Genomic DNA, 21,944 nt, shown 5'->3' on the forward strand with positions numbered 1-21,944 from the left:
CGCGCGTGCTCCCGCCAGGATCGATGGGCCTGCTCTCCGGGCCCCCCGTCGCGGCCCGTGCCCCGGTGGAGGGGTGAGGCGGTGCGTCCATCCCGACCGGCCATGCCTGACACGCATGCCAAACCAGCACGCCGAACCAACACGCCAAACAAGGACGCCCAACCGTGAACCAGCAGCTTTCCGCCCCCACCGTCGCCCGACCCGCCCGCCGTGGAGCGCTGGCGAAGACCGCCGCCGTCCTGACCGCAGGGGTCCTGCTGGCCACCGGCTGCTCGCTCAAGGACCCCGGCGCCGGTTCCCCGGCCTCCGCGGCCCCCGCCGCCGCGCAGGAGCAGGCCGCCGCCACCGGGGTGCCGAGCCTTGAGGGCAAAACGGTGGGGATCGCGGCCAAGGACATCGTGCATGACTTCAGCCGCAAGGTCTACGAGGAGCTCCAGGCCCGCGTCGAGGAGTTGGGGGGCACCGTCGTGGCCACCCAGGCCGAGGCCAAGGACGACAAGCACGTGGCCGACGTCGAAAACCTGATCGCGCAGAAGCCCGACGCGATCGTCGTGATCCTGGGCGACGCGCAGACCCTGACCCCGGCGTTGAAGAAGGTCGACGAGGCCCAGATTCCGCTGTTCACCGTCGACTTCCAGTCCGAGTACTCGAAGAACAACGTCACCAGCGACAACTGGACGATTGGTTCGACCCTGGCCCGGACCCTCGCCGAGGATATCGGCGGCTCGGGCAAGGTGCTGGTCTTCAACGGCTTCCCGGGGGTCACCCCCTGCCGCATCCGCTACAACGAGCTGAAGCTGGTGCTTGAGGACTACCCTCAGATCGAACTGATCACCCCGGAACTGCAGGACAAGTACGAGGGCACCATCGAGGACGCCCGCCGCCAGATCGAGGACAACCTGCGCCGCCTGCCCGCGGGAGAGGTCGACGCGATCTGGTCCTGCTGGGACATGCCGCAGATCGGCGCGGCCCAGGCAATCGAGGCCGCGGGCCGGGATGACGTCAAGGTCTACGGCGTCGACGCCGAGCCCGGCGCGCTGGACCTGATCGCCGACCCGGACAGCGCCTACCAGTTCACGGTCGCCCAGCAGACCACCGCGATGGCCCAGCGTTCGGCCGACAACGTGGCGCTGTTCCTGGACGGACAGGCCGACAAGGTGACGACGACCAGCTACCTGGATCCGGTGTTCGTCACCAAGGACAACGTGGAGCAGGTACGCCGTGACCTCGGCATCTGAGGTCCCGCAGGCCGGACCCGCGCTGCTGCGCCTGGACGGCATCACCAAGTCCTTCGGCCCGGCCACGGTGCTGCATGCGGTGGAGCTGGACGTCCAGCCGGGGGAGATCGTGGGACTCGTCGGCGAAAACGGGGCCGGCAAGTCGACGCTCATCAAGGTGCTCACCGGGTTCCACACCGCCGAGGCGGGACAGATCCGGCTCGACGGGCACCCCGTGCAGATCAACCGGCCCTCCGACGCCGAACGCCTTGGCATCCGGGTCATCCACCAGGACCAGCACCTGGCCGGACGGCTGACCGTGGCCGAACAGCTGTACCTGGGCACGCCGGGCGCGCGGGGGGCTTCCCGCCGGGCACTCGAGGCCCGCGCTGCGGCCGACATTGAACGGGCCACCGGGCAGCAGCTCAATCCCCGCGTGCTGGTCGAGGACCTCACCGTGGCCCAGCAGCAGCTGATCCAGCTCACGCGGGCCGTGCTGGCCGAGCCCCGGCTGCTGGTGCTCGACGAGCCCACCGCGCCGCTGGCCGCCGCCGAGGTGCAGCAGTTGTTTACGACGCTGCGCACCCTGCGCGGGCGCGGGGTGGGCATCATCTACATTTCCCACTACCTGCAGGAGCTCGAACAGATCGCCACCCGTGCAGTGGTGCTGCGCAACGGACGCAATGCCGGCGAGGTGGCGCTCGGGGAACACGCCGGCCACGGCGCGCTTGAGCGGGTGGTCGAGCTGATGGTGGGGCGCAGCGTCGAGGAGTTCGAGCACCGCCCCGCCCGCACCGCCCGTGTCGGCGAACCCCTGCTGCGGCTGCGCGGGCTGGCGGTCCCGGGACACCTGGCCCCGCTGAGCCTGGATGTGGGTGCGGGGGAGATCGTGGGAATCACCGGCCTGGTCGGGTCCGGGGTGGAAGTGCTCGCCGACGCCGTCGCCGGGCGCCGCGCCCACGAGGGCGAGGCCCTCGCCGCGGGACGCCGCTACCGCGGCGCCGTGGGCTTCGTGGCCCGCGGGGGCGCCTACGTGCCGGCCAACCGGCGCCGTGACGGGCTCCTGGTCAACGCGTCCCTGCGCGAGAACCTCTCCCTGGCCTCGCTGCGGTCCATCAGCACGCGGCTGGGGCTGCTGCGCCGGGGGGCCGAGCGGCGCCGGGCCGCCGAACTGATCGCCCGCCTGGACGTTCGGCCCGCCGATGCCGGCGCGATCGCCTCGCGGCTCTCGGGCGGAAACCAGCAGAAGGTGGTCCTGGGCCGCTGGCTGGCCGCCCAGGCGCGCATCTTCGTGCTTGACCAGCCCACCAGCGGGGTCGATGTGGGCAGCCGCTCGCAGATCTACCAGCAGATCAACCGGCTGGTCGACGAAGGTGCCGCGGTGCTGCTGGTCACCGTCGACCTGGAGGAACTGGTGGGCCTCGCCGACCGGACCGTGGTGCTCTACCGCGGAGAACGCGTGGCCGAGCTGGCGCGCGAGGACACCACCGTGGACGCGGTGCTCGGCTACGCCTCGGGCGCCAGCCACGCACCCGACGCAACGCAGGAGGCAGCATGAGCACCACCGCTCCCGAGCGCCAGGGGCCCGGTGCCGGCGCTCCGGCGGCCGCACCGGCCCGCTCCGGTGCACAGCCCCGGCCCATCCGCACGTCCGGGTGGGCCAGCTACGCCGGGTACGGCGTGGTGGCACTGGTGCTGGCGCTGTTCGCGGTGCTTTCCCCGGTGTTCACGGACCCGGCCAACGTGGCCTCGATCATCAACCAGGCAACGGTCACGGCGATTGCAGGCATGGGCCTGGCGGTGGTGGTGATTGTCGGGGGCGACGACGTCGTCGAGGGAGGCATCGACCTCTCCGTGGGGGCAACCGCGGCCGTGGCCGGATCGGTGGCCGCGGTACTCGTGTCCGCCGGGCTCGGCCCGGCGCCGGCGGTCCTGGCTGCGCTGGGCGTGGCACTGCTGATCGGTACGGCCAACGGCGTCGCCGTCGGCCTCGGACTGCGGCCCCTGCTGGCAACCCTTGCCACCATGGGCATCGCCACCTCGCTGGACCTGGTGGTCAGCCAAAACATGAAGATCGCGCTCGAGGGGCAGCCCTTCACCTGGCTGCGTGACGCCGGCGGACTCGGCGTCTCCGGCGCCGTGGTGGTGCTGTTGGTGGTGGCCGCGGCCTTCATCTGGGTCTTCCACCGGACCCGCCTGGGCGTGAACGCCTACGCGGTGGGACAAAACCCGACCGCCGCGCGCGTGGCGGGGCTGAATCCGGCGCGCTACCGCTTTGCCAGCTACCTGGTCTCTTCGGGGCTGGCCGGGGTCGCCGGCATCCTGCTGGCCTCGCGCCTCTCGGCGGCCGTGCCCGGGATCGGCACCCAGATCCTGCTGGACATCATCCTGGTCGCCTACATGTCCACGGTCTTCTCGCGCCGCCTGGTCATCACCATCGGGGGCACGCTGCTGGCCGCACTGTTCGTCACCGCACTGTCCAACGGCATGACGCTGGCCGGCATTGCCAGCCAGTGGGTCGGCGCCGTCAAGGGTGCTCTCATCCTGGCCGTGCTCACCGTCGTCGTCCTTCGATCCAAGGCAGGAAACCGATGAGCCACTCACCCGTGGAGGCACCCGTGAACCCCGGCGCCACGACGGCTGCCCCGGCCCACGCGGCCCCAACCCACACGACGCCGGCCCAAACAGTCCCGGCGGGTTCGGAACTCCGGCGCGGCGCGACGTCCCGGCAGCGCGGAGGCCTGCCGCGCCTGGATGCCCGCCAGCTCGTGGCCCCGCTGGCCCTGGCCGCAATCCTGTTCGTCTTCACGCTGCTCAGCGACCAGTTCCTGCGCGCCGACAACCTGGCGGCGGTGCTGAACCAGAGCGCGCTGCTGGCGCTGGCCGCGGTCGCGATGACGCTGGTGGTCCGCGCCGGCGGCATCGACCTGTCCCTGGGGGTGGCGATCGACCTGTCGGCCCTGGCCGCGGCGGCGCTGATTGCCGACGGCTACTACGCCTGGGTCGCCATCGCGGGCGGGCTCGTGTTCGGGGCCGTGGTGGGCCTGGTCAACGCGCTGCTGATCGTGGGCCTGCGCATCCCGCCGTTCCTGGCTACCCTCAGTGTCTGGTTCGTGGGCACCAGCGTGCAGCAGCTGCTTACCGGCGGCGGCGCCCCCATCTATCTCTCCGGTCCCCGGGTACCCGCGGAGTTCGCCTTTTTGGGCGGGACCGGGCTGGTCGCCGGGGTGCCGGTGGCGATCGCCGCCGCGCTGGCGGTCGCGGTCCTTGGGTGGGCCCTGCTGGAAACCACCCGCTTCGGACGCGCGCTGACCGCGGCCGGGGAGCAGCCCCGCGCCGCCGCCATCGCCGGGCGCCGGGTCGGGGCGCTGACGTTCAGCGCCTACGTGATCGCCTCACTGCTGGCCGCCGTCGCCGGCGTCCTGCTGGCAGCCCGCACCAACGGATTCGTCCCGGCCAGCGGACAGCTCTATGTGCTGGATGCGATTGGGGCGGTCTTCATCGGCGCAACGCTCAGCCGCATCGGGCGCCCCAGCGTCCCCGGAACCCTGGTGGGCGTGTTGATCTTCGCGCTGCTGGCCAACGGGATGAACCTGATCGGGCTCTCCTTCTTCTGGCAGGGGCTGGGCCGCGGGGTGGCGCTGCTGCTGATCCTGCTCGCCGGCGTCGTGCTCGCCCGCGAGGGGGCCGGCGGACCGCTGCGCCGCCTGCTGGGCCCCGCCCGGCGCTAGCGGTGCCACCGGGCCGGGCGCTCCGCCCGGCCCGGGCACCCGCCACCTCCCGCCGGGGCGGGGCAGTTCCTCCCCGCCCCGCATGCTTCCAACGAAAGGACCGGCCATGGGCCGCCGCATCAGCCTCAACGCCTTCGACATGACCACCCCCACCCACCAAAGCCCCGGGCTGTGGCGCCACCCGGAGAACCGGGCGGACACCTACAACACCCTCGAATACTGGACTGACCTGGCCCGGATCCTCGAACGCGGCACCTTCGACGCCCTGTTCCTTGCCGATGTCATGGGCATCTATGACGTCTACCGGAACTCCTCGGCACCGGCGCTGCTGGACGCCGACCAGGTGCCCCTGAACGACCCCTTCATGCAGATTTCCGCCATGGCCGCCGTGACCAAGAACCTCGGCTTCGCGGTCACCAGCGCGCTGACCTACGAGTTGCCCTACGCGCTGGCCCGCAAGTTCTCCTCGCTGGACCACCTCACCCGCGGACGCATCGGGTGGAACGTGGTCACCAGCTACCTGGAGTCCGCCGCCCGCAACCTGGGCATGACCCGCCAGCTGGACCACGACGCCCGCTATGACGTGGCCGAGGAGTTCATGGAGGTCGTCTACAAGCTCTGGGAAGGGTCCTGGGAAGAGGGCGCGGTGGTCAAGGACCGCGAGCGCGGGATCTACACGGATCCGTCCAAGGTGCACCCGATCAACCACCACGGGCGGCACTTCAACGTGCCGGGCATCCACCTCTCCGAACCCTCCCCGCAGCGCACCCCGGCGGTCTTCCAGGCCGGCGCCTCCCCCCGCGGCCGCGCCTTCGGGGCCAGGCACGCCGAGGGAATCTTCCTGAACTCGATCCGCCCCGAGGTGACCCGCAAGGCCACGGACGCGACCCGCGACGAGCTGGAAGCGGCGGGCCGCCCGCGCGACGCCGCCAAGTTCTATGCGCTGGTCACCGCGGTTGTTGCCGACTCTGACGCCGCGGCGGAAAAGCTGCACCGCGAGTACCTGTCCTATTCCTCCCGCGAAGGCGCCCTGACCTTCTACGGCGGATGGTCCGGGCTGGACCTTTCCCGCTACGCCAGCGAGGAGGAGCTGAAGTACCTGGACACCAACGCCGCCCGGTCGGCGCTGTCCATCTTCACCACCGCGGATCCGGGGCGTTCGTGGACCCCGAACTCGGTCGCCGGCTACCTGGGCATCGGCGGCATCGGGCCGGTGCTGGTCGGGTCCCCGGAAACGGTCGCCGACGAGATCGAGCGCTGGGTCGACGTCGCGGGCCTGGACGGGATCAACCTCTCCTACGCCATTTCGCCCGGGTCCTTCGAGCAGTTCACCGACCTGGTGGTCCCTGAGCTGCGCAAGCGCGGCCGCGTCTGGGACAAGTACCAGGGTTCCACGCTGCGCGAGTACCTCGCGGGCGAGGGCAACAGCCGCGTCAGCGACACCCATCCGGCCGCCGCCTACCGGGGCGCCTTCGCCGGAGGCCCCAGCGCCGCGGACGCGAACGCGACCGACACCCCCGAAGCCGTCCTCGCCTGAGGTTGGCCAGCCCGAGCCTGACCCGCCCCAGGCCAACCCGCCGCACTCCCGCCGCGGCCCCACCCGAATCCGGAAGGAACACCATGAGCACCACCGATACACTGAGCCGAACCCCCTGGTCCGGAACCGCCGACGGGGCGGAGCTTGACCGCTGGAAGGCCGTTGCCCGCGGCGTCGCCGACCGCTTGGCGGCCGACGTGCTCGAACGCGACCGCGCCAACCGGAACCCGGTCGCCGAGGCCCAGCTGCTGCGCTCCTCCGGGCTGCTGGACCTGCTGGTCCCGGCCGAGTTCGGCGGTGCGGGAGGCCACTTCGAGACGGCCTTCGAAACCGTGCGCATCCTCGCCACCGCGGACGGATCCATTGCGCAGCTGCTGGCTTACCACTACTTCAACCAGGCCTGCATCGGCTTCTACGCGGACCCGGCGGACCAGCCGCACTGGTGGAGGCGCACGGTCGAGGGCGGCTGGCTGTGGGGGGACTCGGTCAACCCGGTCGACCCGACCCTGGTCCTCACCCCGGAAGACGGGGGCTACCGGCTCAACGGCCTCAAGCGGTTCTCCACCGGCTCGGGCGTAGGCGACGTGATCATCATCAATGCCGCCGTCGAGGGAGGGGAGAACCACGGCAAGGTCCTGGCCTTCGTGCTGGAGGCCACCCGCGAGGGCCTGGAGCTGCTCGGGGACTGGGACCACCTGGGCCAGCGGCTGACAGCCTCCGGCTCGGTCCGGTACACCGACGTGCCGGTCCGCCCCGCGGACATCCTTGGGGAAGTCACCGAGGAGCCGATCGCCACGCTGCTGACCCCCGGCGTGCAGCTGGGCTTCGGCAACTTCTACCTGGGTGTGGCCGAGGGGGCGCTGGCCCAGGGCCGCGACCTGCTGCTGGCCCGCCAGAACGCCTGGTTCCTGTCCGGGGCGGAAACCTACGCGCAGGACAAGGTGTTCCAGCGGGTGCTCGGCGAGCTCAAGGCGCGCACCGCCGCCGTCGCCGCCCTGGCCGAAAAGCTCAACCGGCGCTTCGACGCCGAGGTGGCGCGCTCGTCCGCCCTGACCGCCGGGCAGCGCGGAGAGTACGCCGTCGCCATCGCGGAGCTGAAGGTCGTGGCCACCGAGGTCGGCGTGGAGGTGGCCAACCGGATCTACGAGGTCACCGGCGCCAGCTCCACCAGCAACGCCGTCGGGCTGGACCGGTACTGGCGCAACGTGCGCACGCACTCGCTGCACGACCCGGTGGACTACAAGAAGATCGAGGTCGGCGCGTACTTCCTGCACGGCGAACTGCAGCCGCTCTCGCTCTACACCTAGCCCTGCCGCCAACCCCATTACCAGGCCGCACGCCCAGGCCGCCGCTTTGGCCGCGGCCGGTTTCGGCGTCGTGCGCGTCCCCGAGGCCGACGGCTGGACCGGGGCCCTGCAGGGTGCGTGCGAGTCGGCGCTTGGCCGGCACGCCGGCGCGGTGAGCGAGGAGGAGGAGGTCGCGGCCAGCGACGCAGCCGAACTCGCCTCCGCCCAGGGGCAGGTGGCCCTCACGCAACCGTCGCTGGCGGCCCTCACCCGCGCCTTTGACGCACTGGCCGCCTCCGCGACGAGTGCCGCCAAGGACCTGGACCGCCACTGGCGCAACGCCCGGACCGCCGGGAACCACAACCCCTGGGTATTCAAGGCCCGGCTGGTCGGTGACCTGGCCGTCAACGGGAGGACGTGGCCAGGGATTTGGGCTGGGGGCGAGGCGCCCGTTTCCGGACCGGAAAAGGACGCCCGGAAACCGCCTGCCCGCTCGACACCGGCGCGCAGGCGGTGGCAGGCTTGCCAGCATGATCGTTGCCTTCTCCGTCGCCCCGTCCACCTCCAGCGAGGACGGCTCCGTCCACGACGCCGTCGCGGCCGCCGTGAAGGTGGTCCGCGAATCCGGCCTGCCCAACCGCACCTCCTCGATGTTCACCGAGCTGGAGGGCGACTGGGACGAGGTCATGGACGTGGTCAAGCGCGCCACCGAGGCCGTGGCCGCCTACGGTTCCCGCGTCTCCCTGGTGCTCAAGGCGGACATCCGCCCGGGGCGCACCGGCGAGCTGGACGGCAAGGTGGAACGGCTTGAATCCGCGCTGCAGGCCCTCGGCGGCCCCGCGGCCGGAACGGAACCGCGGGGGTAGGGGATTCCGGTGAAACAGCAGGGAGACGCGGGACAGCAGCAAGACGTGGAACCGCAGGGGGAACGGCAAACCGAGCCGGGACCCACCCCGGAGGCGGTGGACGCCTACCTTGCGGACACGCTCGTGGGGGAGGACCAGGCACTGCGGGAGGGCAAGCGCGCCGCGGCCGCCGCCGGCCTGCCGGCCATTGAGGTCAGTCCCGGCCAGGGCAAGCTGCTGATGATGCTGGCCCGGCTGGCCGGCGCCCGGCGCATCCTGGAGATCGGCACCCTGGGCGGATACAGCACCACCTGGCTGGCCCAGGCCCTGCCGCCCGACGGCGAGCTGGTCACCTGTGAGTTCGAACCCCGCCATGCCCGGGTGGCCCGCGCCAACCTCGACGCCGCCGGCGTCGGAGGCCTGGTCACCATCCGCCCCGGGGCCGCGCTGGAGACCCTCGCGCGGCTGCGGGCCGAAGGGGCGGCCCCCTTCGACCTGGCCTTCATCGACGCCGATAAGGAAAACAGCGCCAACTATGTGAGCGCGGCGCTGGAACTGGTGCGGCCGGGAGGGCTGATTGTGCTGGACAACGTAGTGCGCCGCGGCACGGTGCTGCGCCCCGGGGATCCGGACACCGTCGAGGGCCGGGACGTGAACGGGACGCGGGCCGCGCTGGAACTGCTCGGCTCGGACCCCCGGGTGGACGCCACCGCCGTGCAGACCACCGGCGCCAAGGGCTGGGACGGGTTCGCGCTCGCCGTCGTGCGCGGCTGAGGTCCCATGCTCAGCAGCGGTCCCGTGCGCGGCCGTCCCTCCGCGTGCGGGAAGATGGTGGGCATGAGTTCCGCCCCCGACTGCACGGTCCGCTCCGCCACGACCGGCTCCGCCACGACCGGCTCCGCCATGACCGGCCCCGCCACGATCCGCCGCGCCACCGCCGATGACATTCCCGCCACCCTTGCCATGAAGCTGGCCGCATGGCGGGAAACGTACGCGGACCAGAGGCCCGCTGCATTCTTCGCCCGGGCCGAGGCGGCCCGGGAGCAGGAGATCGATTGGTGGCGGCGTGGATTGGAGGCCGGCGCCGAGCTGTGGATCGCCCTGGACGACGCCGGCCGCGTCCTGGGATGCGCCGGCGTCGGGACCGCCCGCGAGGACGACGCCGACGCCCGGGTGGGACGTGAACTGCAAATGCTCTATGTCCTCGCCGGGGCCCACGGGACCGGACTGGGCGGGCGGCTGATGGACGCGGCCCTGGGCGCGCACCCGGCCCTGGTGTGGGTGCTGGAGCGAAACCCCCGCGCCCACGCCTTCTTCCGCAAGCACGGATTCGTCCCCGACGGGCGGATCGAGGCCCTTGCCGACGACTGGGCCGGGTTGAGGGAGGTCCGCCTGGTGCGCCGCATCGCGGCCCCCGCCGTCCGCCGGGCCCCAGCGCAGCCGGGAGACACAGCGCAGCCCGGATCCACAGCCCAGACTGGCGAAGCGCAGCCTGGCGATACAGCGCAGCCGGGGTCCGGGCGTGGCTAAGCGTCCCAAGGCGGCGCCGAAGTCCCGCACCGCCAAGGACCGCGGCCCCCAGGACGCTGGCGCGAAGAATTCCGTCATGAAAAATTCCGCGCTGAAGAACCAGCCTGCCCGGAGCCCGGCCGGCCCGGTGCCCGGGGAATATCCGATCGACACGGGCACCGCTACCCTGGAGCGGGACCCCTACAACCCGGACGGGTGGATCCTGCACGTGAACGGGGTGCCGAGCTCCCACGTGGACATGGCCGACCCGTCCCGGCTGGACTTCGAATACATGCGTTGGATCGCCGCCCTGCTGCGCGAACGCTTCCCGGCGCAGGAGGCCGGCCGGCTGCGCGCGCTGCACCTGGGCGGGGGCGCCTGCTCCATGGCCCGCTGGGTGCACGCGGCCTATCCGGAGGCGCGGCAGGTCGTCGTCGAACTGGACGGAAGGCTCTCCGAACTGGTGCGCGAATGGTTCGACCTGCCGCGGGCGCCCCTGCTGCGCCTGCGGGTGGGGGAGGCCCGGGAGGTCCTCCAATCCCTGACCGACGCCACCCGGGACGTGGTCATCCGCGACGTGTTCGCCGGAGACCGGACGCCGGCGCCGCTCACCACCCTTGAATTCACCGGGCACGTGCGGCGGGTGCTCGACTCCGGCGGGCTCTACGTGGTCAACTGCGGGGACACGCCCTCGTTGGCCGGAGCCCGGGCCGAGGCCGCCACGATCGCCGCGGTGTTCCGGCACGTGGCCATCGTCGCCGACCCACCCATGCTCAAGGGCCGCCGCTACGGCAACGTCATCATCGCGGGCAGCGACGCCGAGATCCCGGCCGGCCCGGGCATGCTGCGCGAGCTGCTGGGGGGCGCGGTGCCGGCCCAGCACTGGGACGACGCCCAAGTGCGCGCCTTTGCCCGGGACGCCGAGCCGGCCCGGGACCCGCGGCCGGCGACGCCCTAGCCACCGCTGCCGGGGTTCCGGTCCCGGTGACCCGGGCGCCCTCCTGCGCGAACCGCCCGTCGTGGCGGGCCCGGGAACCTGGGTCCTGGGCCCGCCACGACGGGCGGTCCAACCGGCGGATTTCAGCGTCGGGGCTAGGCGATGGCCTGTTCGATCACTCCGATGCCGAAGAACAGCAGGAACGCCGCGGCGACGACCCACATCAGCGGGTGCACGTCGCGGGCGCGCCCCTGGACGGCGCGGATGAATGCGTAGGCGACGAACCCGGCGCCGATGCCGTTGGCGATCGAGTACGTGAACGGCATGAGGGCGAAGGTCAGGAACGCCGGAATGGCGAGGCCCAGGTCCGTCCAGTCGATCTTGGTGACCTGGGAAATCATCATGAAGCCAACGACCACCAGGGCCGGGGCGACGGCCTCGAACGGAACCAGGTAGACCAGCGGGGTCAGGAACATCGCGGCCAGGAACAGCACGCCGGTGACGATCGAGGCCAGGCCGGTGCGTGCTCCCTCGCCGATGCCGGCGCTGGATTCGACGTAGATCTGGTTGGAGGAGACGGATGCGCCGCCACCGGCGACCGCGCCGATCGCGTCGACCAGCAGGACCTTGTCCTGGTTGGGGAAGTTGCCTTCCTTGTCCACGCTGCCGGCCTCGTGGGCCAGTCCCACCATGGTGCCCATGGCGTCGAAGAAGATCGAGAGCAGGATGACGAAGGCCAGCAGGGTGGCGGAGGTGGCGCCCAGATGGGTGAAGGCGCCAAAGACGTCGGCCTGGCCGATCAGCGACAGGTCCGGGGCGCCCCAGGCCGGCATCGAGGGCACCACCAGGGACCAGCCCTGGGGATTGGCCGTGCCGGTGGCCGCATCGAAGCTGGGGCCGATCTTGAAGACGGCCTCGAGGATGTTTGCCAGTACCGCGGAAACCACGATGCCGATCAGGATGGCGCCCCTGGTCTTGCGCACCACCAGGGCGATGGTCAGGAGCAGGCCGACGATGAAAACGAGCGTCGGCCACCCGACCAGTTGGCCATTGATGCCCAGGCCCACCGGCACGGTGGTTCCGGCCGAGTCCGGGACGCGGCGCACGAAGCCCGCGTTGACCAGGCCGATCAGCGCGATGAACAGGCCGATGCCGACGACGATGGCGGCCTTCAGGCTCGCCGGGACGGCCTTGAACACGGCGGTCCGGAAGCCGGTGAGGACCAGCACAAGCATGGTCAGGCCGGAGACGACCACCAGCCCCATAACGTCAGGCCACGTCAGGCCGGGGTTCGCGGCGACGGTGACGGCAATGAACGCGTTGACGCCCAAGCCGGTGGCCATGGCGAACGGATGGCGCGCCCACGCGCCCATCAGGATGGTCATGATGCCGGCCACCAGTGCGGTGGCCGCGGCGACGCGGGAGATGCCCAGCTCGTTGCCGGCGCTGTCCGCTCCGGAGAGGATGAGCGGGTTGAGCACCACGATGTAGCTCATGGCGAAGAAGGTGGCGAAGCCACCGCGGATCTCGCGGGAGTAGGTGGAGCCGCGTTCGGTGATCTTGAAGTAGCGGTCCAGGAGGGGGGTTTCCTGTTTAGACATGGGCCAAATCCTACTGTCCGGTAGAGAGTGCTCCTGCTGCTTTCCGGGGCGACGTGGCGGACGCCACGCCGGTGCGCGGCCTCCCATGGCTCGCCCGCAGCGGCGGGTGAACAATGGTGCCAGGACACCTGCAGGCATCCTGCCTTATCGGGTCCGCGCGGACAAGAAGGAGAGAGGCCATGGGCGAAGAGCGCGCCGGCATTCCGGCGGCGGAGCGTATCAGCGGGATCGTGGTCGGCGTGGACGGGTCCGAGCAGGCCGAGCGGGCCCTGCGCTGGGCGGAGGAGGAGGCCGCCCGGCGCGGTGTTCCGCTGAACATCGCCACCGCCTACACCATCCCGGTCTTCGCGGCCTCGAGCATGGACGCCGGCTACGCCACCCTGGACGATGAGGCCATCCGCGAAGGTGCCGAGGAGGTGGCCCGGGAGGCCAGCGAGTCGGTCCGCGTCCCGGGGCTGGAGGTGCGCACGCTCGTGGAACCGGGCGACGCCGCCGGCGTGCTGCTGGACCTGAGCGCACAGGCCGACCTCGTCGTCGTCGGTTCCCGCGGACGCGGCGGATTCGTGGGCCGCCTGCTGGGATCGGTGAGCAGTGCGCTGCCGGCGCACGCGAAATGCCCCACCGTGATCGTGCCCCTGCCGCCGGACGAGGGGGAGGCCCTGCCCCGGCGCGACGTCGTGACCGTCGGCGTCGACGGCTCCGAGCGGGCCCGCCGTGCCGTGCTGGTCGCGGCCGAGCAGGCGCAGCGCCTGGGCGTGCCGCTGCGCGTGGTCTGCTCCGTGCCGCCGGTCAGCGGGTCGTTGGCCTGGATGCCGGCGACCGTGGACCAGGAGGAGGTGCTCGCCGACGTGCGCCACCAGGTGGATAACGGGCTGCGCTGGCTTTCCAGCCACTTCCCCGCGCTGCGGCTGGAAAGCGAGGTCATGGAGGGGTCCCCGGTCGAGGCCCTGATTCGCGAGTCGGCCACCTCCCTGCTGTTGGTCACCGGTTCGCGCGGGCGTGGCGGGTTTACGGGGATGCTGCTGGGCTCCACCAGCCAGGGCGTGCTCCACCATGCCAAGGGGCCGGTCATGGTGGTCCCGGACGGCGAGGACCCCCGGCTGGCGGACCGCAGCCGGTTCGACGACGCCGGGTAGGGGGCCCCGCGCAGGTGCCCGGCAGGTGCGCCGGCCGGGGTCAGTACCGGCCGGCGTAGGGGTAGATGTTGTACATTCCCGCGTAGTTCAGCGCGGTCACGGAAACACCCATGGCGGGGTTGCGCGCATGCGCGATCTGCCCGTTGCCGAGGTAGATCGCCACATGGTAGAACGACGCGCCGCCGTTGCTTGACCAGAACACCAGGTCCCCGCGCCTGAGCTCGCCCAGCGGGATTTTGTGCGGGGCGGCGAAATACTGCTGCGTCGAAGTGCGCGGAAGCGAAAGCCCGCCCTTGGCGAAGGCGGAACGGGTGAAGGCCGAGCAGTCGTACAGGGCCGGGCCGTTGCCGCCGTACCTGTAGCCGACAGAGGGATCGGCCGCGGCGGCCACTGCCCACCGGATCGTTGGCTCGACGATGTCTTGGGAGGTCGCCGGCAGCGGGGATGCGGGCTGAGCGGGATCCGCCGGATCCGCCCTCTTGGTCGGGGCTGCCGGGGAAGGGGCCGCCGGGGAAGGCGCGGCGGGGGAAGGCGCGGTGGGGGGCTTGGTGACAGGTGGTGCCGACGGGGCGTGCTGCTGGGCCGGGGCTTGGGGGGAGGAGGCTGGGGGGGATGAGGCCTGCGGGGAGGAGGCCTTGGGGGGCGCGGCGACGGGGGCGGGCCCCAGGGCTGACGCTTCGCCCCGCCCGCCGGGCACCAGCGCCCCGGAGGCGGGCGCGGCGTCGGGCACCCGCGCGGGAGGCTCCGGTGCCGCGGCCCGGGGTGCCGGTGCGGTCGCGGCGGGCGTGGAAGGCGCGGCAGCCAGCGCGGCGGCCAGCGCGGCTTCGCGGGCGGCGGCCTCTTTGGCTGCGATCCGGCGTTCCTCTTGGGCAACGCTGCTGTCCCGCAGGAAGGCCAGCTGCGCGATCAGCCCGGCACGGACCTCCTCTTGGGCGGCAAGGCGTGCGGCGTAGGCGGCCTGGGTGCGCGCGGCGTCCTCGCGGGCCGCCCAACTTTCCCCGGCGGCCTCCCCGGCCGCTGCTGCAGCCTGGGCGGCGTAGTTTTCCCATTCGGTCCACAGTGCGGCCGACTGCCGGGCGGCGCTGAAGGCCCGGGCCCGCCGTGCGGCCAGCGCCTCCATGGTCGAGGCCTTGTAGAGGACGTCATTGTTCCCGGTGGACTCAAACAGTTCGGGCACGCCGGGAGCGATGCCGCCATTGCGGTAGAGGTCACCGGCGATCTGCCCGGCCTTCGTCCGGGCGGTGCCGTAATGCTCCGCTGCCCGGTCGGCCTGGGTGCGGGCCTCGGCGGCAGCTGCGGTGAGTTCCGCGAGCGTCGTGGCGGCCTCGGCGTAGGTGTCCTGGTCCCCGAGGGCGGCGGCCTCGGCTTCCAGCAGGTCTTGGGTGGATGCCGCAATGAGGGCCTCGATCTGGCTGACCATCGCCTTCAGCGCGGCGGGATCCTCCTTGGCGGCCCTGACCTTGTCCTCCTCCGGAAGCAGGGGGGAAGCGGGACGGGGCGGGGAAGCGGGGCGGGGCGGGGAAGCAGGGAGAGCAGGCAGGGAGGCGGACAAGGCGGGTGATTGCGTGGCGTCAGCCTGCGCCGGCATGGGGGCCGACAGGGTGGAGGCGAGCAGGGCCAGGGTGCACGCGGCAACACTCAGGGGGCGGCGCAGGACCATGCTCGCTTCCTCACTTCCATGCTCCATCGCGTATGCCCTGTCGTGCATGCTGGGCCGTGCATGCTGGGCCGCGCATGCCTCAGCGCGCATGCTGTGCCACGCGTGGTCTGCAGCGGCGGGGCCGACGGCGCGCGTGCGGGCCTTCGGCGCCACAGGCCTTCCACGCCCCGCACCCGGTCGAGCATAGGCAGTCCCCCGTAACAGTGGCAACACCAGTCACAGAAGGTGGCAGGGATAACCGCGGGTCGACGTCCCTGCCGGGGCGTGGCGGAGGCTTGGGCGGGGAGGACTGGGCGGGGAGGACTGGGCAGGGGGAGGGGAAGTCCCGCGCCGCGGTGTCCTGCGTGGAAGTGCGCGGCGTTGGGATGCTTTGCGCTGTGTCGGGCCCGCGTCAGTCGTGGCTGGCGGGTTCGTGCCCCAGATGGCCTTCGGGCTCCAGCTGGAACGTGCAGTGCGCCGTGGCGAAGTGCTCGCCCAGGCAGGCCTGGAGGCGGTCCAGCACCAGGTGCGCGCCCTCGGGGGTCAGGAACTGCGGGTCCACGACCACGTGCGCCGAGCACACCGGCACGCCCGAGGTGATGGTCCAGGCATGCAGGTCATGCACGCCGCGCACGCCCTCCACGGAGAGGAGGTGGCGGCGCAGTTCGTGCAGGTCGACCCCGCGCGGAACGGTTTCGAGCAGCACGTCGACCACCTCGCGCAGCAGGCTCCACGCGCGCGGCAGGATCAGCAGTGCGATCACGATCGAAGCAATGGCGTCTGCGGCGGTGTACCCGGTGGCCAGGATGAGGACCCCGGCGGCCAGCACCGCGACCGATCCCAGCAGGTCCCCGAGCACCTCGAGGTAGGCGCCGCGCACATTCAGGCTTTCCTTGTGCCCGCCGTGCAGGACCAGCAGGCAGGCAAGGTTCGCCGCCCCGCCCAGGGCTGCCGCGACCAGCATGGCCGGGGTATCGATCTCATGCGCCCGTCCCAACCGGGGGACGGCCTCGATCAGGATGACGACGGCGATGGTCGCCAGCCCCACGGCGTTGGCCAGCGCGGCCAGGACCTCCGCGCGCTGCCAGCCGTAGGTGCGCCGGATGGTGGCGGGGCGGGCGGCGGCCCATGCGGCGAACAGGGCGATGCTCACGCCGGCGGCATCGGAGAGCATGTGCCCGGCATCGGCGAGCAGGGACAGCGAGCCGGAGGCCCAGGCCCCCACCAGTTGGACCAGCACTCCCACCAGGGTGATCGCCACGACGGCCATCAGCTTGCGGCGGTGGCGGCCCGTGGCAGTCCCTCCGGTCAGGCCGTGCGAGTGCCCGTGCCCGTGCCCGTGCAGGTCGTGGGCCCCATGGCTGGGTCCGTGCCCCCCGTGCCCCCCGTGCTCCCCGTGCCCTCCGTGCCCGCCGTGGTGGCGGTCGCCCATCAGCCCCACCCCAAATCGTGCAGGGTGGCGTCGTCGATGCCGAAGTGGTGGGCCACCTCGTGAACCACGGTGATGCCGATTTCCTCCACCACGTCCTCCTCGGTGTCGCAGATTTCCAGGATGGCGTCCTTGTAGACGATGATCCGGTCCGGCAGCGCTCCGGCCGCCCAGCCAAAGTCGCGTTCGGTCAGCGGGGTTCCGTCGTAGAGGCCCAGCAGGACGGTTTCCGGGTCCTCGTGGGGGAGCGGCCGGTAGCGGTCCTCGACGAAGATGGCCACGTTGTCCATCACCGCGCGCAGTTGGGCAGGTATTTCCTCCAGCGCCCGCACCACGGCGGCTTCGAAATCGTCCTCGGACATCGCATAGGCCATGTCAGGACTCTACTTTTCGGGGGCGCGGAAAGGGGAAAGTGGAGGGGCCGGAAGGGGTGCGCGGAGCCGATTTGGCGCTTGGCGAAAAGTCCTCTATAGTTTTTCAAGTCCGCAGCGCGGGAGAGATTCCGCAACGCAGACGCTGGCCCCCATCGTCTAGCGGCCTAGGACACCGCCCTTTCACGGCGGCGGCACGGGTTCGAATCCCGTTGGGGGTACTTGCAGGGCACGGATTTGCCGAGCGAAAAACGCTCTGGTAAAGTCTTCGTCTTGTGGGCGAGGGATGTCTCGATAAAAACATGCAAGGCCCTGTAGCGCAGTTGGTTAGCGCGCCGCCCTGTCACGGCGGAGGTCGCGGGTTCAAGTCCCGTCAGGGTCGCTGAGGTTTTCCGGGCGACTGGAAGATCGTGGTGATCATCGGAAGATGGTTTCCAGGCTCTGTAGCTCAGTTGGTAGAGCGTTCGACTGAAAATCGAAAGGTCACCGGATCGACGCCGGTCGGAGCCACCAGCTAGAACCCCGTTTCCCGCAAGGGAAGCGGGGTTCTCTGTTTGTCCGCACCCGGGGACGGGCCCGCTCCGGGGGAACGCGAGCTCCGCATCCACGGGGAGCCGGAGGCCGCGGAGGCGTTGCGCACGTGGTTGCGGCGCAGGCTCGGATGGGAGGCCCGGGTTCTGCGGTACAACAGGCCTTCACCTTGTGAGAGCCGTGGCCGGCAGTAGGCTGGAGGCACGGAGACACTTTCCAGGGAAAGGCAGTCCTCGATGGATCAGGAACCGACACCGGCCCGGCCCGCGGCCCCGGGGCACCTTCCCGCCGGGAGCACCTCGGTGACCCCGACGGCCGTGGCGAAGGTGGCGGCGGTGGCAGCCTCCGCGGTCCGGGGCGTCCATGCCCTTGGCACAGGCGCCCCCCGCGCGTTCGGCGCCCTCCGCGAGGCCGTCGCCCACGGGGCCGTCCCCGGGGTCGCCGCCGAGGTGGGTACCACCCAGGCCGCGGTCGACATCGTCCTGACCGCCGAGTTCGGGCGTCCCCTCTACGACCTGGCCGACGACGTGCGCGCCGCGGTCCACGATGCCGTGGAGCACCAGACCGGGTTGCAGGTCATCGAGGTCAACGTGGAGGTCGCCGATGTCCATGTCCCCGGCCTGCATGCCGAGCACCCGGCGGCGGAGCAGCCGTGACAGCCCTGCCCGGGCCCGCGCTGCCCCCGCGCCCCCAGCGGCCGCCCTCCTCCGCGGTCCGGCCCGGCGTGCGCCCGGCCGGACACACCCGAATCGCCACCCAGGCGCTCTCCAGCGTCGCCCAGGGCGTGGCGGGCCAGGTGCTGGACGTCCCGCCGTCGGCCGTCCGGGTGGGGCTCCACGACGAGTTCGGTTCGCTGGCCCTCGTCCTGAGCCTGCCGATGCCACTGCGCCCGCTTGCGGCCCCGCAGCCCCTGCCGCCGGTGTGGAAGCGTGCCCGCGACGCGCGCAAAACGGTGCGGGAGCGCTTCACCGCGCTGACCGGGGCCCATGTGGGGCGCGTGGACGTCCGCGTCACCGGGATCCTCCCCGAGACCGTGAGGAGGCCCGCATGACCGGCGCCGAACGCGAACTCATCCAGCACCGGGAACTGTACAGTGCCCGCTCGGCGGCGGCCGTCGTGGCCGCCTCCCTGGTGGTCGCGGCCAGCATCTACCTTTTGTTCGAAGTCGTCCTGAAGGCCTTGGGCCAGGAACCCTGGGTCCGTTCCCCGGACGAGTGGTGGGCCTGGTCCGCCGGGCTGCCGTCGGCCGCCGAACCGGTGGTGCTGGCGCTGCTGGGCCTGGCCACCCTTGGCCTGGGACTCTACTTCCTGCTCGCCGGCCTGCTGCCCGGACGCAGGCGCCGCCGCACCATCGCGGACCCGCGGGCCGTGGTGGTGGTGGACGACCCGGTCCTGGCCGCCGCGCTGGCCCGGCGCGCCCGGACCGAGGCCGGGGTCGGGCCCGAACAGGTGCTGGTCCACCTGTACGCCAAGGCCGTGGAGGTGCAGTTGATCCCCACCTCCGGCATCCCGGCGAACGCGGAGGCGGTCCGTGCCGCCGTGGAGCAGGAGCTGGAGCGGAACCGGATCGAGCCGCGGCCGGACGTGCAGGTGCGGGTTGCCGAGTCGGGGGTGGTGGGGCAGTGAACCAGACCCCGCGCGGGGTGAACCGCACCCTGCTGGTCCTGCTGGGCGTGCTGCTGTGCGCGGCCGGCGGACACCTGCTGCTGGTATCCCTCGGGGGAAGCTACGCGCTGGGCTGGACCCGGTTCGCCTCCCTTGCCGGCGGGCGCTTCCAGAGCCTCCTGGCCTCCACCACGCTGCCCGGGCAACCCGGTTCCTGGCTCTGGATCGTGGCGGCCGTGGCGCTGGTGGTGCTGGTGCTGCTGATGGTCTGGTGGATGGCGGTGCAGGGCAAGGGGCGCACCGGCACCTACGCCCGCGAATACTACGACGACGGCGCGCGCGGCATGGTCGAAATCGGCGCCGGGGTGCCGGAGCAGGCCATCAGGACCGCGCTGTCCGAGCGGCACGACATCGTCTCGGTCAACGTCAGCGTCTGGGACTCCCCGCAGGGGGAGGCCGGACTGCGGATCCGGGTGCTGCCCCGCCAGGGGGCGGCCCCGCTGCGCATCGCCGAGGACATCTCCGCCCTGGTGGTGGCCCTGGACCGGGCCCTGGGGCGCGGCGGCCCGGTGGTCATCCACCTGGCCGCCGGCGCCCGCGCCCGCATGTCCCGGTCGGACCGGGTGCTCTAGCGGAAGGCAACCCGGCCGGCCTCCTGCCCGCGCTGTGCCTGCCCGCCCTGTGCCTGCCCGCGGAGCCTCAGTCCCGCTCCGCCAGCAGCCACACGCAGGCATCGGGCTCCAGCGTGCCCTCCCTGGCCGCGCCGTCCCGGCTGGAGGCAGCCGGGCGCCACCCCTCGGGCAGCGCGACGGGAGCCTGGCCCATGTTCGCCACCACGAGCACCGGCCCGTTCCGGAACGCCAGGATCCCCGCCTCCGGAGCATGCGGAGCGGCCCATTCCAGGCCTCCACGGCCCAGCCCGTGCCCGGCCCGCAGCGCCAGCAGCTCCCGGTACAACTCGTAGGTCGATCCCGGGACCCCCACCTGCCGGTCCGCCGCGTAGCGGGCAAAACCCGCCGGCTGCGGCAGCCAGGGCCCGCCGGAGCCGTCCCGGCCGGCGTCGTCCGGGTAGGGGCCAAAGCCAAAGCCGGGCGCGGATGCAACCCAGGGCAGCGGCACCCGGCAGCCGTCCCGGCCGCGTTCGGCGCCGCCGGTGCGGAAGAAACTCGGGTCCTGGCGCAGCTCGTCGGGCAAGGTGGTGTGCTCGGGCAGCCCCAGCTCGTCGCCCTGGTAGACGTAGGCCGAACCCGGCAGGGCCAGCATCACCATGGCGGCGGCGCGTCCGCGCGCCCATCCCAACTGCTCGTCGGGCTGCTCGTCCCCGATGCCGATGCCCTTCGGGAAGGTAGTGGGGTCCTTGAGCCCGAAGCGGGAGGTGTGGCGGACGGTGTCGTGGTTGGAGAGCACCCAAGTGGCCGGCGCGCCCACGGCGGCGGCCTCGCGCAGCGTCTCGTCCACGTTGGCGGCGATCCGTGCCGCGTCCCAGCCCGCCAGCAGGAAGCCGAAGTTGAACGCCTGCTGCATCTCGCCCGGGCGCACGTACCGGAAGGCGCGCTCCACCGGCGCCACCCACGCCTCGGCGACCATCATGCGATCGCCCGGGTAGCTGGCCAGGACCCGGTGCCAGGCCTCGTAGATCCGGTGCACCCCGTCCTGGTCCAGGTACGGCGGCCTGTCCTCCGGGGTCAGTTTGGCCTCCTCCACCTCCACGGCCGGGTCCTCCACGACCACCCCGATGGCGCCGGCCTCCCGCGGGGTATCCAGGGGAGCTTCGGGCGGGGTGTCCGTGCCGGAGACCATGGACACCTTCGCGGACCAGTCCGGCAGCCCCTCCGCCTTCACCAGCCCATGGGCGACGTCCACGCGGAACCCGTCCACGCCGCGGTCCAGCCAGAACCGCAGCACGTCCTCCATCTCGGCGTGGACCTCGGGGTTGGACCAGTCCAGGTCGGGCTGCGTGGTGTCGAACAGGTGCAGGTACCACTGGCCCGGCCGTCCGGCACCGGGTCCGGCCTGCTCCGTCACCCGGGTCCAGGCCGGGCCCCCGAAGAGCGATCGCCAGTTGTTGGGCGGTTCCGCGCCGTCGGGCCCGCGCCCGTCGCGGAAGATGTAGCGGTTCCGCGCGGGGGAGCCCGGTGCCGAGGCCAGGGCCTCCCGGAACCAGACGTGCTGGTCCGAGGTGTGGTTCGGGACCAGGTCCACGATGATGCGCAGGCCCAGCCCGTGAGCCTCGGCGAGCATCGCGTCGAAGTCCTCCAGGGTGCCGAAGAGCGGGTCCACCTCGCGGTAGTCGGAGACGTCGTAGCCGGCGTCCCGCTGCGGGGACGGGTAGAACGGGGACAGCCATACGGCGTTCACGCCCAGGTTGCGCAGGTACCCCAGCTTGGAGGCAACCCCGCGCAGGTCCCCCATGCCGTCGCCGTCCGCGTCGGCGAACGATCGCGGGTACACCTGGTAGATGACGGCGTCCTGCCACCACGGGGCGGTGCTGGTCTGTGTCATGGTGCTGCTCCTTACGTGGGTTTCGGAGTGTGCGGGTTCGGGCGTTCGGGTTGGGGGTGTACGGGTGC

Annotated in this window: 20 protein-coding genes, 3 tRNA genes and 1 pseudogene; 19 read left to right on the top strand and 5 right to left on the bottom strand. The window is 71.9% G+C overall.

Features of this window, described 5'->3' with window-relative positions; all coding sequences use genetic code 11:
* Nucleotides 1-164: 164 nt before the first annotated feature.
* The 11 genes and pseudogenes from NCCP_RS12910 to NCCP_RS12960 all read left to right on the top strand — a co-directional run bounded on the left by NCCP_RS12910 (nt 165) and on the right by NCCP_RS12960 (nt 11,083).
* Nucleotides 165-1,238, top strand: a complete 1,074-nt coding sequence (locus NCCP_RS12910) for a substrate-binding domain-containing protein (RefSeq protein WP_149957696.1) — start codon at nt 165-167, stop codon at nt 1,236-1,238.
* Nucleotides 1,222-2,775, top strand: a complete 1,554-nt coding sequence (locus NCCP_RS12915) for a sugar ABC transporter ATP-binding protein (protein ID WP_149957697.1) — start codon at nt 1,222-1,224, stop codon at nt 2,773-2,775. Before NCCP_RS12910 ends, NCCP_RS12915 begins: the two co-directional genes overlap by 17 nt.
* On the top strand, nt 2,772-3,812 hold the full coding sequence (locus tag NCCP_RS12920; RefSeq protein WP_149957698.1) for an ABC transporter permease: 1,041 nt from the start codon (nt 2,772-2,774) through the stop codon (nt 3,810-3,812). Before NCCP_RS12915 ends, NCCP_RS12920 begins: the two co-directional genes overlap by 4 nt.
* Nucleotides 3,809-4,948, top strand: a complete 1,140-nt coding sequence (locus NCCP_RS12925; RefSeq protein ID WP_149957699.1) for an ABC transporter permease — start codon at nt 3,809-3,811, stop codon at nt 4,946-4,948. The genes NCCP_RS12920 and NCCP_RS12925 overlap by 4 nt, the downstream gene beginning before the upstream one ends.
* Before the next feature lie 106 nt (nt 4,949-5,054).
* Nucleotides 5,055-6,485 carry an LLM class flavin-dependent oxidoreductase gene (locus NCCP_RS12930; RefSeq protein ID WP_149957700.1) on the top strand — a complete coding sequence of 477 codons (1,431 nt, stop codon included), beginning with the start codon at nt 5,055-5,057 and terminating at the stop codon, nt 6,483-6,485.
* 83 nt (nt 6,486-6,568) lie between these two features.
* On the top strand, nt 6,569-7,792 hold the full coding sequence (locus NCCP_RS12935) for an acyl-CoA dehydrogenase family protein (protein WP_149957701.1): 1,224 nt from the start codon (nt 6,569-6,571) through the stop codon (nt 7,790-7,792).
* Between the two features lie 70 nt (nt 7,793-7,862).
* Nucleotides 7,863-8,123, top strand: a pseudogene (locus tag NCCP_RS12940) (hypothetical protein); the annotation flags it as partial.
* 178 nt (nt 8,124-8,301) lie between these two features.
* The gene (locus NCCP_RS12945; protein WP_149957702.1) at nt 8,302-8,637 is read left to right on the top strand and encodes a thiamine-binding protein; all 336 of its coding nucleotides are present in this window, start codon (nt 8,302-8,304) and stop codon (nt 8,635-8,637) included.
* Between the two features lie 45 nt (nt 8,638-8,682).
* Nucleotides 8,683-9,390: an O-methyltransferase gene (locus tag NCCP_RS12950; RefSeq protein WP_149957727.1), complete on the top strand. Its 708-nt coding sequence runs from the start codon at nt 8,683-8,685 to the stop codon at nt 9,388-9,390.
* Between the two features lie 63 nt (nt 9,391-9,453).
* Nucleotides 9,454-10,146, top strand: coding sequence for a GNAT family N-acetyltransferase (locus NCCP_RS12955; RefSeq protein ID WP_225873829.1), 693 nt, complete (start codon nt 9,454-9,456; stop codon nt 10,144-10,146).
* A gap of 76 nt (nt 10,147-10,222) precedes the next feature.
* Nucleotides 10,223-11,083 (top strand): spermidine synthase, encoded by an 861-nt coding sequence (locus NCCP_RS12960; RefSeq protein ID WP_149957703.1) that lies wholly within the window; start codon nt 10,223-10,225, stop codon nt 11,081-11,083.
* A gap of 134 nt (nt 11,084-11,217) precedes the next feature.
* Here NCCP_RS12960 and NCCP_RS12965 read toward each other — a convergent pair whose 3' ends face one another.
* Entirely contained in the window at nt 11,218-12,663 is a 1,446-nt protein-coding gene (locus NCCP_RS12965) for an NCS2 family permease (protein WP_149957704.1), read from the bottom strand.
* A 179-nt stretch (nt 12,664-12,842) separates the two neighbouring features.
* On the opposite strand from NCCP_RS12965, the gene NCCP_RS12970 reads away from it, so the two are divergent.
* Nucleotides 12,843-13,799 carry a universal stress protein gene (locus NCCP_RS12970; protein ID WP_149957705.1) on the top strand — a complete coding sequence of 319 codons (957 nt, stop codon included), beginning with the start codon at nt 12,843-12,845 and terminating at the stop codon, nt 13,797-13,799.
* Nucleotides 13,800-13,839: 40 nt separating this feature from the next.
* Here NCCP_RS12970 and NCCP_RS15480 read toward each other — a convergent pair whose 3' ends face one another.
* The 3 genes from NCCP_RS15480 to NCCP_RS12985 all read right to left on the bottom strand — a co-directional run bounded on the left by NCCP_RS15480 (nt 13,840) and on the right by NCCP_RS12985 (nt 17,241).
* The gene (locus tag NCCP_RS15480; protein WP_172627402.1) at nt 13,840-15,507 is read right to left on the bottom strand and encodes a C40 family peptidase; all 1,668 of its coding nucleotides are present in this window, start codon (nt 15,505-15,507) and stop codon (nt 13,840-13,842) included.
* Nucleotides 15,508-15,850: 343 nt separating this feature from the next.
* The gene (locus NCCP_RS12980) at nt 15,851-16,870 is read right to left on the bottom strand and encodes a cation diffusion facilitator family transporter (protein ID WP_149957707.1); all 1,020 of its coding nucleotides are present in this window, start codon (nt 16,868-16,870) and stop codon (nt 15,851-15,853) included.
* Nucleotides 16,870-17,241 carry a metallopeptidase family protein gene (locus NCCP_RS12985; protein ID WP_149957708.1) on the bottom strand — a complete coding sequence of 124 codons (372 nt, stop codon included), beginning with the start codon at nt 17,239-17,241 and terminating at the stop codon, nt 16,870-16,872. Before NCCP_RS12985 ends, NCCP_RS12980 begins: the two co-directional genes overlap by 1 nt.
* Before the next feature lie 145 nt (nt 17,242-17,386).
* Between NCCP_RS12985 and NCCP_RS12990 the strand changes: the two genes are divergently transcribed.
* The 7 genes from NCCP_RS12990 (at nt 17,387) to NCCP_RS13020 (ending at nt 20,006) form a co-directional block, all read left to right on the top strand.
* Nucleotides 17,387-17,459 (top strand) — tRNA-Glu (locus tag NCCP_RS12990).
* Between the two features lie 87 nt (nt 17,460-17,546).
* Nucleotides 17,547-17,620: transfer RNA gene (locus NCCP_RS12995), tRNA-Asp, on the top strand.
* Nucleotides 17,621-17,675: 55 nt separating this feature from the next.
* Nucleotides 17,676-17,751: transfer RNA gene (locus NCCP_RS13000), tRNA-Phe, on the top strand.
* A 254-nt stretch (nt 17,752-18,005) separates the two neighbouring features.
* Nucleotides 18,006-18,425, top strand: a complete 420-nt coding sequence (locus NCCP_RS13005) for an Asp23/Gls24 family envelope stress response protein (RefSeq protein WP_149957709.1) — start codon at nt 18,006-18,008, stop codon at nt 18,423-18,425.
* On the top strand, nt 18,422-18,820 hold the full coding sequence (locus NCCP_RS13010; protein WP_149957710.1) for a hypothetical protein: 399 nt from the start codon (nt 18,422-18,424) through the stop codon (nt 18,818-18,820). The genes NCCP_RS13005 and NCCP_RS13010 overlap by 4 nt, the downstream gene beginning before the upstream one ends.
* Nucleotides 18,817-19,395, top strand: a complete 579-nt coding sequence (locus NCCP_RS13015) for a DUF6286 domain-containing protein (RefSeq protein ID WP_149957711.1) — start codon at nt 18,817-18,819, stop codon at nt 19,393-19,395. The genes NCCP_RS13010 and NCCP_RS13015 overlap by 4 nt, the downstream gene beginning before the upstream one ends.
* The gene (locus NCCP_RS13020; RefSeq protein WP_149957712.1) at nt 19,392-20,006 is read left to right on the top strand and encodes a hypothetical protein; all 615 of its coding nucleotides are present in this window, start codon (nt 19,392-19,394) and stop codon (nt 20,004-20,006) included. Before NCCP_RS13015 ends, NCCP_RS13020 begins: the two co-directional genes overlap by 4 nt.
* A gap of 67 nt (nt 20,007-20,073) precedes the next feature.
* Here NCCP_RS13020 and NCCP_RS13025 read toward each other — a convergent pair whose 3' ends face one another.
* A complete protein-coding gene (locus NCCP_RS13025) occupies nt 20,074-21,876 on the bottom strand; it encodes a glycoside hydrolase family 13 protein (RefSeq protein ID WP_149957713.1) in 1,803 nt (600 codons plus the stop codon).
* Nucleotides 21,877-21,944 lie beyond the last annotated feature (68 nt).

The organism is Zafaria cholistanensis, from assembly GCF_008580665.1.
Taxonomy (GTDB): domain Bacteria; phylum Actinomycetota; class Actinomycetes; order Actinomycetales; family Micrococcaceae; genus Zafaria; species Zafaria cholistanensis.